Consider the following 14,273-nt stretch of genomic DNA (forward strand, 5'->3'; position numbering starts at 1 on the left):
TTAATCGTATTCCCCCGTTGGCTCCTCGGAAAGATGAAACGCGTCATGCAGCGCGTTCACCGCTTTTTTCATATCTTCTTCTTTCACCAATACCCAGATGGTCGTATGGCTATCGGCCGATTGCAAAATTTGAATTCCTTGTTCCGAAAGAGCCGTAACAATCTTTGCCGTCACCCCAGGGACGCCGGCGATCCCTGCACCGACGGTAGACACTTTCGCGCATCCCGTTGTAACGATCGGTTCATAACCAATGCGGCGCAGAGCAGCGACCGCCCGCTCTGTCATTTCGCCGGAAACCGTATAAACAACACCGTTTGGCGAGATGTTGATAAAATCGACGCTAATTTCTTCATTTGCCATCGCCTTGAAAACGTCAGATTGCAATTCGTAATGCCCTTCTTTTGCCTGCACTTTAATTTGCGTAATATTGGAAACGTAAGTGATGCCCGTCACTAACCGCTCTTTTACATCGCTTCCTTTCTTCGAGCGGATCGAAGATGTGACAAGCGTTCCTAAAGAATCGGAATAGGTCGAACGAACGCGCAGTGGAATTTTTGCCTGCATCGCAATTTCAACAGCGCGTGGATGAATGACTTTTGCCCCTTGATAGGCCATGTTGCAAATTTCTGTGTATGTGACAACATCGAGCGGACGGGCGTTTTCAACAATGCGCGGATCGGCGGTCATGACTCCCTCGACATCTGTAAAAATATCGACCCATTCGGCGTTTAGCGCCGCGCCGAGCGCCGCCGCGGACGTATCGCTGCCGCCGCGGCCAAGCGTGGTAATATCGCCATTTTCCGCTGCTCCTTGAAAGCCGGCAACGACAACGACGTCGTATTCGTTCAACGCTTCCAATACGCGTTCGCAGCGCATTTCAATAATTTTTGCGTTCGTGTGGTCGCTGTTCGTGCGAAATCCTGCTTGCGCGCCGGTAAATGCGGTTGCTTTTATTCCGTGTTTGTTTAGGAGGTTTGTAAAAACAACGCTGGAAATAATTTCACCACAAGCCATCAGCATATCTTGTTCACGCTTCGTGACGTAATTGTCAGCCCCGCCGATGAGGCTAAGGAGCGTATCGGTCGCGTACGGCTCCCCTTTCCGCCCCATCGCCGAGACGACGACAACTACTTTATAGCCGTCTTCCAGCGCTTTTTCAATATGTTTGCGGGCGAAATCGCGCCCGCGGTCATCGCGGACGGACGTGCCGCCAAATTTCTGGACGATAATTTTCATGTTAACACCTCGATGCCATTCGCTCCCCTTTTATTTTACAAGTCCTAGTTTAATTAAACTTTCCGCAATTTGCACAGAGTTCCATGCCGCACCTTTTAATAAGTTATCCGATACGACCCATAAATGGAACGACCGGTCATTGTCTAAATCTTTGCGAATGCGCCCGACGAACACATCGTATTTGCCAACGCAGTCAACCGGCATTGGATATACTTGCTCGCTCGGGTCATCTTGCAAAATGACGCCTGGGGCATCTTTTAATACCGCTTTAATGTCGTCCGCGCTGACGCCGTCTTTTTCAATTTCGATATATACCGATTCGGAATGGCCGCTGACAACCGGAATGCGCACACATGTTGCCGCCACTTGCAGCTCTGGCATATGCATGATTTTTTTCGTTTCATTAATCATTTTCATCTCTTCAAACGTAAAGCCGTTCTCTTGGAATTTGTCAATTTGCGGGATGGCGTTAAACGCAATTTGATAATGTTTGCGGTCCGATTTTACCGGTAAAATTTTCGGAACGACCGGCTCGCCGTTTAACACCGCTTTCGATTGCGCCTTTAATTCTTCGATCGCCTGCGCCCCGGCACCGGATACCGCTTGATATGTGGAAACGATCACTCGTTTTAGGCCGAACGCTTGGCGAATCGGTTCAAGCGCAACGACCATTTGGATCGTCGAGCAGTTTGGATTGGCGATAATGCCGTTATGCCATGTTAAATCGTTTTCGTTCACTTCCGGAACAACAAGCGGTACATTTTCGTCCATGCGAAACGCGCTTGTGTTGTCGATCACGATCGCCCCGCGTTTCACCGCTTCCGGCGCCAATGCTTTTGAGACAGAGCCGCCTGCACTAAAGAGGGCAATATCCACCCCAGAAAAACTTTCCGGAGTCGCTACTTGCACTTCGATTTCTTCATCGCGAAAGCGCATTTTTTTGCCTGCAGAACGTTCCGATGATAATAAAGTCAGTTTTCCAACTGGAAAGTTTCTATTTTCGAGCGTTTGCACCATTTGTTGACCAACTGCACCTGTTGCTCCTACGACTGCGACGTGAAAGCGTCTTTCTTCCATAACCCATTCTCCTTCCGCGTAATCACTCAATCACTTTGGTAAATTTATAGTTTTTATTTTACCATATTCCACTTTATAAGGAGAGAAAATTTTTATGCATACGAATGAATTTTCTACCGATGGTTTGTTTCATCGCGGAACTTCTCAATGATGACAGGCTGAAGCTGCCTTCCTTCCAAAGCGGCGAGAACAGTATCGCGCAAAAGCGACATTTTCGCCACCATCGAATTCGGCTTTGTATGCGGAGCGTCTTGGCCGAACGGAATAAAATAAATGTTTTTCGCCGCCATTAAGCGCATTAAGTTTACCCCGTTTAATCCTAACGCATCGTTCGTGGAAACGCCAAGGACAACCGGACGATGGTTGCGCATCGTCGCCTTTGCCGCCATCAATACAGGGGAATCTGTCATCGCGTTGGCAAGTTTACTCATCGAGTTTCCCGTCAGCGGCGCAATCACCATGCAATCGAGAGGAATTTTCGGACCGAGCGGCTCCGCCTTGACGATCGTATCAATGACTTTGTTGCCCGTTATTTCTTCGAGTCTTTTCACCCATTCTTCCCCTTCGCCAAAGCGAGTGTTTGTCGTTTTTACCGTATACGTAACAATAGGCAGCACCTCCGCTCCTTCTTTTACCAATTTTTCAATTTCCGGCATGACCGCATCATACGTGCAATGTGAACCTGTCAACCCGAATCCGATTCGTTTTCCCTTTAAGCTCATTTACCCATTCCCCTTTCTTTTTTGCAAATCTGCATATAGTAATTGCGAAAGGACATTCGCGATAATTTGTCCCGCCGTTTTTGGCGCGACGACTCCCGGAAGCCCTGGCGCGAGAATCGCTTTCACCCCGCGCTTTTCGGCATAGCGAAAATCGGTGCCGCCCGGCTTTGAGGCTAAATCAACGATAAGCGTATGTGCCGGCATCTTCGCGATGACGCTTGCCGTTACAATGAAATGCGGGACGGTATTAATGCAAATATCGATATCTTGCACTTCTTTTTCTAAATCATTGAGGTGAAAAGGGACAAGGCCCATTTCCGTGATGCGGGCAAGATGCTCGGAACGGCGTGCCCCCACTTTCACTTTTGCGCCAAGAGCAGCAAATGTGCGCGCGACCGTCATGCCGATGCGGCCAAGCCCAAGAACCGCTACGCGCGACCCATGAATCGTAAAATCGGTATGCTGAATGACGATCATGACAGCTCCCTCTGCGGTCGGGATCGAGTTGTAAATCGCGACATCATCGCGTTCAAACAATTGGACGTATTTGCGACCAACTGCTTTCATTAAGTCGTCCAAATAGCGGTTGCTTATTCCTGTATAGACGGTGCAATGCTTCGCTGTTTTTAACAGCATTTCTTCTGTAAACGGAATTTGTTCGTGTGAAAATACCGTATTTACTTTTCCTTCTAACGTCGTTCCATGAACCGGCAAAATAATCGCATCTAAGTCAGCAAAGTCCACTTCATCGATTCGCAGCTTCGTCGCGCCCATAAACTGATGCGCCAATTGGTCAAAACCAACTAAAGATAATTTCGCATCCAATTCAATTAATTTACGAATGACTTCCAATTGCCGCGCGTCCCCGCCGATAATAGCAACATGCATGCCTGTTAGCATCATCTGCTCACCTTCTTTCAGCTTCGTTTCCTTTCACATCTTATGTAAAAAGGGAAATATAGGTGAATATCCTAAAAAAGAAAAGCGACCGCCGTTGGCGATCGCCGTCATTGTTCAGGAAAATCGATAATAATCATATCTGTGCCGATTTTTTTAATATATTTCCACGGAACGCGAATTTCATTTCCATCTTTTCGAAACCGGAACCATTTTCCCGTTGGAATAAGCAACGCTTGAATTTGCCCGGTTTGTTCATTAATTTCTAAATCCGTCTGTCCCAACACCCCAAGCCGTTCGGCTCGTCTTGCATCGACGATTTCCTTGCCGCTTAACTCGCTTAGTCTCACTGCATATTCCTCCTTCCTTTTTATTATTGTAAGATGGGGGAAATAAAAAAATGCCTGCATTTTTTAAGCAGGCATTGCGCAACGATCATGCGATAAACGTATGCTTACGAGCGAATTCGGTTCGGCAATTGACCGCTCGGACTGATTAAGGCGAGCGCACAATCTTCCGCAAAAATGCGGCGCGCAAGTTCATTTACTTTTTCTACAGTGACGCTATTAATTTCTTCAATAATCTCATCAAGCGTGCGATGGCGCCCGAGCAGCAATTCGTTTTTGCCGTTTCGGCTCATCCGGCTATTGGTGCTTTCTAGTCCTAACATTAAACTTCCTTTCATCTGTTCTTTGCTGTTTTTCAGCTCTTTTTCGGTAATCCCGTCCTCTTTTAATTTATCAATCGTTTCTTGAATCGTTTCAAATAACAAATCAAGCTGGTTGCTGCCTGTTCCGGCGTAAATCGCCAATAAGCCGCTATCTTGATAAGAAGAGTGATAAGAAAAGACCGAGTACGCTAAACCGCGCTGTTCACGAACTTCTTGGAAAAGCCGACTGCTCATGCTGCCGCCTAAAATGTTATTTAAAATAATCAATGTGTAAATATCCGGATGGCCGACAGGGAGCCCGTTAAATCCGATGCATAAATGCGCTTGTTCCGTCTCTTTTTGACGCGCTAATTTTTGCGGCTGAAACGACGGCGCTGGCGAGCCGCCAGCTTTTCGCTTTGCCGTGAAAGAACCGAAATAGCTTTCCACTTGCTGAATAAAGCTTTCGTCAACATTTCCGGCGACCGAAATGACGACGCGGTCTGGGGTATAATAATCAGCCATATATCCGCGCAACGAATCGCCTGTAAACGTGCGCAACGTTTCTTCCGTTCCTAAAATTGGATAACCAAGCGGATGGTTCGCATAACACGCTTTGCTTAATAAATCATGAACAATATCATCTGGAGTATCTTCATACATTTTAATTTCTTCTAGTACGACATTTCTTTCTTTTTGCAATTCCTCGTCAACAAACGTAGAATGGAAAAACATATCCGCTAACATTTCAAGAGCAAATGACGCGTGCTCATCTAGCACTTTAGCGTAATAGCAAGTATATTCTTTCGACGTAAACGCATTGACTTGACCGCCGATGCTATCAAACGCTTCGGCAATCTCTTTTGCCGTGCGCGTTTTTGTCCCTTTAAAAAACATATGTTCTAAAAAATGGGAAATACCGTTGTTTTGCTCGGTTTCATTGCGTGAACCTGTTCCAATCCACACCCCGATCGCAACAGAACGCACTGTTGGAATTTGTTCTAGCACAATTCGTACACCATTTTTGCAAGTATATTTGTTAATCAACGCCACGTTCCTCCTATTTTTTTACAATTCTCTTTTCATCTAGTAATGTAGACACATTACCAATTTCATATTCTTTTTGCTGAATCGATATAATCAGCGGCTCAAGCGCTTCCGCCGTCGGCAGCGTCGGGTGCATCAAAATCATGGCACCGCGATGAACTTTGGACATTACCCGTTTCACTATAACAGATGGCGACGGATTTTGCCAATCAATTGTATCGACGCTCCACATAATTGTTTTCATGTCTAAATCCGCAGCGATTTCCACTACATCATCACGATAGCTGCCGCTTGGCGGGGCAAACCATTTGCATTTCACCCCTGTTGTCGCTTCGATCACTTCGTTCGTTTTTACTAGTTCCTCGCGGATTTTTGCATTGCCAAGCGTCTTTAAATCAGGATGGCTATATGAATGATTTCCTATTTCATGACCGGCGTCTACAATCATTTTTGCCATATCGGGGTGATTTTTTACCCAACGGCCTTCCAAAAAAAACGTTGCTTTTACGTGATGCTTTTTTAAAATATCCAGCATTTTCGGAATATATTCATTTCCCCACGCCACATTGATCAGAAGCGCAACCATCGGCTTATCCGGATGTCCGCGGTAAATCGCTTCGGGCGGCAAATCGTCCAAATGAACGCGCGGGGAAACTTGTTTGTACACGAGCTTCCGTTCATCAAATTTTCCATCCTTTTTCATGCTTTCATACGAAGCTTGTACATCCACCTTTAATCCGTTGTAACCGGGAATTGCTTTCCACACTTTATCGATGACCGCATCTTGCGGAGGAATTTCATACTGTTTTGCTTTTTCCACAATTTCCGCATACAGCTTATCGTGTCCTTTCATCGCTACCATGCTCTGTTGTTGCAAGCTGGCAATATATCGGTTCACCGATGGCTGATTGACGATCAACCAAGCAAAGAAAAAAATGATCGCCACCAATAAATAGCGGGTATCGTTTTTGTTCACAACTGTCCCTCCTTTTTATACTACAAATATGTAAAGAAGGGACAAGATAGAACTATCCAAACCATAACAAAGAAGCCTTAAGGAACCAAATCCTAAGGCTTCATTCTATGCCGCTCCGGCCGTCTTCCTCTTTTTTCTTTTTGCTCGCGCAATACCGCTTTTCGCGATAAATTCACGCGTCCTTGTTTATCAATTTCCATTACTTTTACTAAAATTTCGTCGCCAATCGAAACGACGTCCTCGACTCTTCCAACACGCTCTTCCGCCAATTCGGAAATATGAACAAGGCCGTCTTTACCATTGAACAATTCAACAAATGCGCCGAATTTTTCAATGCGCTTCACTTTTCCTAAATAAATCTGCCCGACTTCGACTTCGCGGACAATATCTTCGATAATTTGCTTCGCTTTTTCGTTCATCGCTTCATTGACGGATGAGATAAAAATCGTTCCGTCTTGTTCAATATCGATTTTCACGCCGGTTTCGTCAATAATTTTATTAATTTGTTTGCCGCTCGGTCCAATGACTTCGCGAATTTTATCTGGATTAATTTGCATCGTTAAAATTTTCGGCGCGTACTTCGACAGTTCTTTGCGCGGTTCGCGGATCGTTTGCATCATGTGGTCTAAAATTTCCATCCGGCCTTTTCTTGCTTGCAGCAGCGCTTCCTCTAAAATTTCGCGAGTCAAGCCTTTGATTTTGATATCCATCTGCAAAGCGGTAACGCCTTTTCTCGTCCCGGCTACTTTAAAGTCCATATCGCCAAGATGATCTTCGATTCCTTGAATGTCGGTTAAAATTGTATAATGATCATCATTTTTCACAAGCCCCATCGCAATTCCCGCCACCGGCGCTTTTATCGGCACACCTGCGTCCATCATCGCCAGCGTGCTTGCGCAAATGCTCGCTTGTGAAGTGGAGCCGTTCGATTCAAGCACTTCGGATACGAGACGGATCGTATACGGAAACTCTTTTTCCGATGGAACGACCGGCTCTAACGCCCGTTCGCCAAGCGCGCCGTGTCCGATCTCGCGGCGCCCCGGACCGCGCATCGGCCCCGTTTCGCCGACGGAAAACGGCGGGAAATTGTAATGGTGCATAAACCGCTTCGTTTCTTCAATGCCGAGCCCGTCCAATATTTGCACATCGCCAAGCGCCCCTAACGTGCAGACGCTGAGCACTTGCGTTTGCCCGCGCGTAAACAATCCCGAACCGTGCGTGCGCGGCAGGACGCCGACTGCCGAGGAAAGCGGACGGATTTCGTCGACTCTGCGGCCGTCTGGGCGAATTTTTTCTTCGGTAATAAGCCGTCTTACTTCCTCTTTGACGAGCTTATGTAAAATTTCATTCACTTGTTTTAACGTTTCCTCGTCCGCTTCCTGCTCTTCATATTTCGCGATGACGCCTGCTTTTACTTCTTCAATCGCCGCATCGCGCGCCAATTTTTCTGGCACTTGCACCGCCCGTTTAATATCCGCTTCGGCAAGCTGACGGATTTCCGCCTCCAGCTGCGGGTCAAGCTCGTACAACACGACTTCCATTTTTTCTTTGCCGACTTGGGCGGCGATTTCCTCTTGAAAAGCGATTAGCCGTTTTACTTCCTCGTGTCCGAACATAATCGCTTCTAGCATAATCTCTTCCGGCACTTCATCAGCGCCGGCCTCGACCATGTTAATCGCGTCTTTCGTCCCAGCGACGACAAGATGCATATCGCTTTTTTCCGATTGTTCGACCGTCGGATTAATGACAAACTTTCCATCGACACGGCCGACGGTGACGCCGGCAATCGGTCCTTCAAACGGAATATCGGAAATCGTCAGCGCAAGGGAGGCGCCGAGCAATGCCGCCATTTCCGGCGAGCAGTCTTGATCAACGCTCATCACCATCGAAACGATTTGCACTTCATTGCGGAATCCTTCCGCAAATAGCGGCCGAATCGGCCGGTCAATCAAGCGGCTTGCTAAAATCGCTTTTTCGCTAGGACGTCCTTCCCGCTTAATAAATCCTCCCGGAATTTTGCCAACCGCATAAAGACGCTCCTCATAGTTGACCGTCAGCGGGAAAAAGTCGACGTTTTTCGCTTCTTTGGACGCCGTTGCTGTGCTTAATACGACCGTATCACCATAGCGGACTAACACCGCTCCATTCGCCTGTTTGGCTAACTCGCCGATTTCGACAACGAGCGGCCGTCCGGCCCAGTCTATGGAAAAAACGCGTTTTTCTTGCTCCATATAAGTGAGTACTCCTCTCTATGTACAAATCGAGAATAACGGAATGTATATACTGTTAGTATGGACGAATCATTGACGATGTATCAGTTCCCATTTATTTAATCATAGCGAAAAATCGCCTATATAACTAGCAAAAAAGCGGGAATGCTCCCGCTTTTTTATCGACGTAATCCAAGTTTGTTAATCAATTCACGATAGCGCGTAATGTCCTTATTGCGCAAGTAATTCAATAAGTTGCGGCGTTTACCAACCATTTTCAGCAGTCCGCGACGTGAATGATGGTCTTTTTTATGAACGCGCAAATGCTCATTCAAATTGTTGATTTGCTCTGTAAGGATAGCAATTTGCACTTCCGGAGAACCTGTATCGTTCTCGTGAATTTTAAACTGTTCGATAATTTCTCTTTTACGCTCTTGCGATAATGCCATCCTTGTTCACCTCCTCATCGATAAAACCCCAATTACCGAGCAAGCGGCGGTGACTCGACTTGCCAAGCAATGGTTATTTTGCATACATTCATTAGAATACCTCTTTTTGCGATAAAATGCAAGTGTTTTCCGTGAAATTGCGGAAATATGCTTGCGCTTTTTCTTTGTCCCGCTGAATTTGCGTGATCAATTCGTCCACACTCGCGAATTTTTGTTCGCTTCTTAAGCGCATATGCCACTCGATCGTCATCGTTTCCCCATAAATGTCTTTGGCAAAATCGAAAATGTGCACCTCAATACTTGGCAATCCTTCGCGGGTAGAGTGAAAAGTCGGTTTATAGCCAACATTGCACACTCCTTGCAACACGTCCGACCCCAATTTTACTTTTACTGCATATACGCCAAGCGCCGGCAATAAATAGTCATCATTTAACGCAATATTCGCCGTTGGGAACCCAATCGTTCTTCCGCGGCGTTCGCCGTCCACTACCGTGCCTTCCACTTCATAAAAGCGGCCGAGCAAACGCGGCAGCTGATCGACATCTCCGTTTTTCAGCAACTGCCGGACATAAGTGGAACTTATTTTCTCTCCATCGATGCTCAATTTTGGAATCACCGTCTGCGTAAATTGCTCGCGTGAATGGAACGGCAATGTTTCCATCGTCCCTTTTCCGAGGCGCCCGTAAGTAAAATCAAAACCGGCGACGACGTGCTTCACATGAAGGCCGATAATGTACTGATCAACAAATTCTTGCGGAAATAGTTGCGCAAACGAAGGGGTAAACTCGACAATATATAAATAGTCGACGCCAAGTTCGGCAATTAACTGCTCTTTTTTCTTTAGCGGCGTAATCAAACGAACATGTTTTTCCTTCTTTCCAAGCACGACGGAAGGATGTGGGTGAAACGTCATGACTGCGCTTTTATATCCTTTCTCCGCCGCGATTTTCACCGCGGTGCGAATCACTTTCTGATGCCCAAGGTGGATGCCGTCAAAATAGCCAAGCGCCATAACGGTCGGCGGCAGTTCTTCTTTTTTTATATGATGGGGATGCGAAATAAATAATGTTTTCATTTTTTTTACTCACCTTCTATTTTTGCCTTTTTGGTTATCGAAACACTTTCAGCGGCTTCATCAAGTGAGGTTTACTAGGATGCTTTATATAAAGTGCAAGCGCCTCGTTTTGTTTAGTCATCATCAATACCGGTCCTTGCAATGACTGCAAAAAAGCGGGAAGCGGCAATATCGCACCGTTTTTTACTTTCTCTGCTACTTTATCATTTATTTCATATTTCGGCAAATGAAAAAGCGCCTTTTCCATCGGAAGCAATACGGATTGCACTTGCCCGTTCTCGATGTAATGCTCTAATTGTTCAAATGTGACACAATCTTGCAACGAAAACGGGCCGGATGCAGTGCGAACAAGTTCAGACATATGCGCCGGATATCCAAGTCGTTCGCCGATCATCACGGCTAAAGTGCGGATATAGGTACCTTTGCTGCAAGTGACACGAAAGCGAAACGAAACGGTGTCACCGGAAAACATATCTCGTTCGTCAAGCAACGTTAGTTCATGGATCGTGACGATGCGAGTCGGTCGCTCGACTTCAACGCCCGCGCGCGCGTATTCATATAGTTTTTTTCCTTTCACTTTTACAGCGGAATACATTGGCGGCGTTTGCGCAATTTCTCCAGTCAACTGCCGGAACACTTCTTCGATTTCGCTGCGGCAAATGGCGCGATCTACTTTTTTCTTTGCGATGATTTCGCCATCGCTGTCTTCCGTCGTTGTCGCGATCCCTAATGTCACCTCACCTTCGTACGTTTTCGTCGCTCCTGTTAAAAACTCGGCGATGCGCGTCGCCTTTCCAATGCAAATTGGCAAAACTCCCGATACGTTTGGGTCAAGCGTGCCCGTATGGCCTACTTTTTTTACTCGCAGCATGCGGCGAATGCGCGCAACGCAGTCGTGTGACGTCATTCCAGGCGGTTTGTGCAATAACAATACTCCGTCCATTTGCGCACCCTTTCTGATAAAGTTAATAAAAACAACTTATGTACATAATGGAAATGGATAGACAAATCGTCTATCCATTCATTTATTCCTTTTCGTTTTCCTCTTCTTTTTTCTCGCTTTCGCGTTCCGCGGAAATTTGTCGGATTAACTGTTCAATGCGGTTTCCGTATTCGATCGATTCATCAATTTCGAAAAAGATTTCCGGCGTTTTCCGCAAACGAATGCGTTGACCGATTTCGGAACGGATAAATCCTTTTGCTTTCTCCAGTCCTTTTAAAGTGTTTTGCCGCTGCTCTTCATCACCGAACACGCTAATATACACTTTTGCTTGTTGCAAGTCGCCTGTGACGCGCACATCGGTAACAGTGACAAAGCCGATGCGCGGATCTTTTAATTTGCGGCCAATAATATCGCTTAATTCTTTTTTCATTTGTTCACCGACACGTGTAGCCCGTAAATTCATCACCTATCACCTCGATTAAAACCACTCAAATGTCGTAACCGTCCTTTCCACTTCTGGAAAGGAGTCGATCAAAGCGAGCGCTCGTTGCAGCTCCCGCTCGGTTGTCACTCGGCTCGATGTAATCGCGACAATCCCAAGCGTCGTCCGTTGCCATACGTTTTGGTGATCGATTTCAGCTACGGATATATTATATTTTTGTTTTAGCCGCGTTATTATTCGTTGTAACACGGCGCGTTTCTCTTTTAATGATTGCGCGTCGTAAATAAGGCATTCACAGGCGACAAAGCCGATCATTGTCTTTCCACTTCCTGCATGACGTACGCTTCAATAATGTCTCCTTCTTTAATATCGTTGAAGTTTTTAATGGTCAATCCGCATTCATATCCTTGCATCACTTCTTTGACATCGTCTTTAAAGCGTTTCAATGAATCCACTTCACCTTCATAAACGACAACGCCTTGACGAATGAGGCGGACTTTGCTGTCGCGCGTCACTTTTCCTTCTGTCACATAGCATCCAGCAATCGTTCCGACTTTCGATACTTTAAACGTTTGCCGTACTTCCGCTTGACCGATAACTTTTTCTTCATATTCAGGATCAAGCATCCCTTTCATCGCCGCTTCAATTTCTTCGATCACTTTATAAATGATGCGGTGCAAACGAATATCGACTTTTTCCGATTCGGCGACGCGTTTTGCGTTCGCGTCCGGGCGAACGTTAAAGCCGATGACAATCGCGTTCGATGCGGTCGCCAAAATAATGTCGGATTCTGTGATCGCCCCAACTCCAGCGTGAATAATTTTCACGCGCACACCTTCCACATCGATCTTTTGCAAGGCGGAAACGAGCGCTTCCACTGATCCTTGAACGTCCGCTTTGACAATAATATTTAATTCTTTCATTTCGCCTTGCTTAATTTGTTCAAAGAGGTCGTCTAGGCTGACGCGCGTCTTCATGCTGCGTTGTTCCATCAATTGTTTTTGCGCACGCGCTTCACCGATTTGCCGCGCCTTTTTCTCATCCTCAAACACCATAAAGCGGTCTCCAGCTTGCGGCACTTCGTGAAGACCGGTAATTTCCACAGGTGTCGAAGGACCTGCTTCTTTCACGCGACGTCCCGTATCGTTGACCATCGCCCGCACGCGGCCATACGTGCAACCAACAACAATCGGATCGCCGACATGCAACGTTCCCGCTTGAATGAGCAGCGTCGCAACCGGACCGCGGCCTTTATCAAGTTTCGCCTCAATGACCGTTCCTGTCGCGCGGCGATTTGGATTTGCCTTTAATTCTTCCATTTCGCTAACAAGCAAAATCATTTCCAGCAAATTGTCAATACCTTCACCTGTTTTTGCCGATAGTTTACAGAAAATCGTATCTCCGCCCCATTCTTCCGGAACGAGATTGTACTCCATCAATTCTTGCATCACGCGGTCTGGGTTGGCATCCGGTTTATCGATTTTGTTGATGGCGACAATAATTGGAACATTCGCCGCTTTCGCATGGTTAATTGCTTCTACCGTTTGTGGCATAACACCATCATCGGCGGCGACAACGAGAACGACGATATCGGTGACTTGCGCTCCCCGCGCCCGCATCGTCGTAAACGCCTCATGCCCCGGCGTATCAAGGAACGTAATCTTTTTATCATTGACTGTCACTTGATATGCGCCAATATGTTGCGTAATGCCCCCTGCTTCTTGCTCCGTCACTTTCGAATGGCGAATCGAATCCAATAACGTCGTTTTTCCATGGTCGACGTGCCCCATAATCGTGACGACCGGCGGGCGTTCCACTAAATCTTCCGGATTATCGACGATTTCAATCGATTCGAATTCTGTTTCATCGATAACGACTTTTTCTTCCACTTCTACGCCATAATCGGAACAAATGAGTTCGATCGCATCTTTATCCAAATCTTGATTGATCGTCGCCATCACGCCGAGCATAAATAGCTTTTTAATAATTTCCGACGGTTCGCGACCGAGTTTTTTCGCGAGTTCGGCGACCGTCAACGTTCCTTCGTACGTAATTTTCTTAGGAAGTTCTTTTTCTTTTTTCGTTGGAGGTTCTTGTTGCTGCACAGGCTGCTCGTCTTTTGCTTTTACCTTCGCTTTCACTTTTCCTTTGTTTTTCTTCTTATGCTGATGAAAAATTTTCTTTTCTTGCTGTTGCAATTGTAAATCGTGTTTTTTTCCTTCTTTCTTTTTGCCTGCTCCTTTTTTCTTCGGCACTTTCGCTTTCACTACTTCTTCATCTTCATCATCAAAATCATCGACATAGTTTTTCGGCTTCACTGTTGCTGGACGTTTTTCCTTTGGAGCAGAAGCATGCGGTCGTTCAGGCCGTTCATTTTTTTTGTTGTACGTATGATCAAGCTTTTCCACTACTTCCGGCTCTAACGTCGCCATATGATTTGTCACGTCAATGTTCATTTCTTTCAATTTATGAATAACGTCTTTACTCGATACATTGTTTTTTTTCGCGTACTCATATACACGCATTTTAGACATAGATTCACCCCCATAA

At 46.2% G+C, this 14,273-nt stretch carries 14 protein-coding genes; all 14 read right to left on the reverse strand.

Going from position 1 to position 14,273, the window contains the following annotated elements; all coding sequences use genetic code 11:
• The 14 genes from dapG to infB all read right to left on the reverse strand — a co-directional run bounded on the left by dapG (position 1) and on the right by infB (position 14,257).
• Entirely contained in the window at positions 1 to 1,236 is a 1,236-nt protein-coding gene (dapG, locus tag BM278_RS03505; RefSeq protein ID WP_090947977.1) for an aspartate kinase, read from the reverse strand.
• Positions 1,237 to 1,266: 30 nt separating this feature from the next.
• The gene (asd, locus tag BM278_RS03510; RefSeq protein WP_090947978.1) at positions 1,267 to 2,313 is read right to left on the reverse strand and encodes an aspartate-semialdehyde dehydrogenase; all 1,047 of its coding nucleotides are present in this window, start codon (positions 2,311 to 2,313) and stop codon (positions 1,267 to 1,269) included.
• A gap of 113 nt (positions 2,314 to 2,426) precedes the next feature.
• On the reverse strand, positions 2,427 to 3,035 hold the full coding sequence (locus BM278_RS03515) for a dipicolinate synthase subunit B (RefSeq protein WP_090947979.1): 609 nt from the start codon (positions 3,033 to 3,035) through the stop codon (positions 2,427 to 2,429).
• Entirely contained in the window at positions 3,036 to 3,938 is a 903-nt protein-coding gene (dpaA, locus tag BM278_RS03520; protein ID WP_090947980.1) for a dipicolinic acid synthetase subunit A, read from the reverse strand.
• 104 nt (positions 3,939 to 4,042) lie between these two features.
• Positions 4,043 to 4,282 (reverse strand): YlmC/YmxH family sporulation protein, encoded by a 240-nt coding sequence (locus BM278_RS03525; RefSeq protein WP_090947981.1) that lies wholly within the window; start codon positions 4,280 to 4,282, stop codon positions 4,043 to 4,045.
• A gap of 104 nt (positions 4,283 to 4,386) precedes the next feature.
• Positions 4,387 to 5,628 carry a M16 family metallopeptidase gene (locus tag BM278_RS03530; protein WP_090947982.1) on the reverse strand — a complete coding sequence of 414 codons (1,242 nt, stop codon included), beginning with the start codon at positions 5,626 to 5,628 and terminating at the stop codon, positions 4,387 to 4,389.
• A 13-nt stretch (positions 5,629 to 5,641) separates the two neighbouring features.
• On the reverse strand, positions 5,642 to 6,604 hold the full coding sequence (locus tag BM278_RS03535) for a polysaccharide deacetylase family protein (protein ID WP_090947983.1): 963 nt from the start codon (positions 6,602 to 6,604) through the stop codon (positions 5,642 to 5,644).
• A 92-nt stretch (positions 6,605 to 6,696) separates the two neighbouring features.
• Positions 6,697 to 8,835 (reverse strand): polyribonucleotide nucleotidyltransferase, encoded by a 2,139-nt coding sequence (gene pnp, locus BM278_RS03540; protein WP_090947984.1) that lies wholly within the window; start codon positions 8,833 to 8,835, stop codon positions 6,697 to 6,699.
• A 158-nt stretch (positions 8,836 to 8,993) separates the two neighbouring features.
• Positions 8,994 to 9,263: a 30S ribosomal protein S15 gene (gene rpsO / locus BM278_RS03545; protein ID WP_003251659.1), complete on the reverse strand. Its 270-nt coding sequence runs from the start codon at positions 9,261 to 9,263 to the stop codon at positions 8,994 to 8,996.
• A 91-nt stretch (positions 9,264 to 9,354) separates the two neighbouring features.
• Positions 9,355 to 10,338, reverse strand: a complete 984-nt coding sequence (gene ribF, locus BM278_RS03550; protein ID WP_090947985.1) for a bifunctional riboflavin kinase/FAD synthetase — start codon at positions 10,336 to 10,338, stop codon at positions 9,355 to 9,357.
• A gap of 34 nt (positions 10,339 to 10,372) precedes the next feature.
• The gene (truB, locus tag BM278_RS03555; protein WP_090947986.1) at positions 10,373 to 11,281 is read right to left on the reverse strand and encodes a tRNA pseudouridine(55) synthase TruB; all 909 of its coding nucleotides are present in this window, start codon (positions 11,279 to 11,281) and stop codon (positions 10,373 to 10,375) included.
• A gap of 82 nt (positions 11,282 to 11,363) precedes the next feature.
• Positions 11,364 to 11,744, reverse strand: coding sequence for a 30S ribosome-binding factor RbfA (gene rbfA / locus BM278_RS03560; RefSeq protein ID WP_090947987.1), 381 nt, complete (start codon positions 11,742 to 11,744; stop codon positions 11,364 to 11,366).
• A 15-nt stretch (positions 11,745 to 11,759) separates the two neighbouring features.
• Positions 11,760 to 12,038 (reverse strand): DUF503 domain-containing protein, encoded by a 279-nt coding sequence (locus BM278_RS03565; protein WP_090947988.1) that lies wholly within the window; start codon positions 12,036 to 12,038, stop codon positions 11,760 to 11,762.
• On the reverse strand, positions 12,035 to 14,257 hold the full coding sequence (infB, locus tag BM278_RS03570; protein ID WP_090947989.1) for a translation initiation factor IF-2: 2,223 nt from the start codon (positions 14,255 to 14,257) through the stop codon (positions 12,035 to 12,037). The genes BM278_RS03565 and infB overlap by 4 nt, the downstream gene beginning before the upstream one ends.
• Between the last annotated feature and the right edge of the window lie 16 nt (positions 14,258 to 14,273).

Source organism: Parageobacillus thermantarcticus (assembly GCF_900111865.1).
Lineage (GTDB): Bacteria > Bacillota > Bacilli > Bacillales > Anoxybacillaceae > Parageobacillus > Parageobacillus thermantarcticus.

What these genes read in the sequence shown, in the direction of transcription:
- dapG (WP_090947977.1), bottom strand. Translation starts at nt 1,236, where the DNA reads ATGAAAATTATCGTCCAGAAATTTGGCGGCACGTCCGTCCGCGATGAC.
- infB (WP_090947989.1), bottom strand. Translation starts at nt 14,257, where the DNA reads ATGTCTAAAATGCGTGTATATGAGTACGCGAAAAAAAACAATGTATCG.
- BM278_RS03515 (WP_090947979.1), bottom strand. Translation starts at nt 3,035, where the DNA reads ATGAGCTTAAAGGGAAAACGAATCGGATTCGGGTTGACAGGTTCACAT.
- truB (WP_090947986.1), bottom strand. Translation starts at nt 11,281, where the DNA reads ATGGACGGAGTATTGTTATTGCACAAACCGCCTGGAATGACGTCACAC.
- dpaA (WP_090947980.1), bottom strand. Translation starts at nt 3,938, where the DNA reads ATGATGCTAACAGGCATGCATGTTGCTATTATCGGCGGGGACGCGCGG.
- pnp (WP_090947984.1), bottom strand. Translation starts at nt 8,835, where the DNA reads ATGGAGCAAGAAAAACGCGTTTTTTCCATAGACTGGGCCGGACGGCCG.
- asd (WP_090947978.1), bottom strand. Translation starts at nt 2,313, where the DNA reads ATGGAAGAAAGACGCTTTCACGTCGCAGTCGTAGGAGCAACAGGTGCA.
- ribF (WP_090947985.1), bottom strand. Translation starts at nt 10,338, where the DNA reads ATGAAAACATTATTTATTTCGCATCCCCATCATATAAAAAAAGAAGAA.
- BM278_RS03565 (WP_090947988.1), bottom strand. Translation starts at nt 12,038, where the DNA reads ATGATCGGCTTTGTCGCCTGTGAATGCCTTATTTACGACGCGCAATCA.
- rbfA (WP_090947987.1), bottom strand. Translation starts at nt 11,744, where the DNA reads ATGAATTTACGGGCTACACGTGTCGGTGAACAAATGAAAAAAGAATTA.
- rpsO (WP_003251659.1), bottom strand. Translation starts at nt 9,263, where the DNA reads ATGGCATTATCGCAAGAGCGTAAAAGAGAAATTATCGAACAGTTTAAA.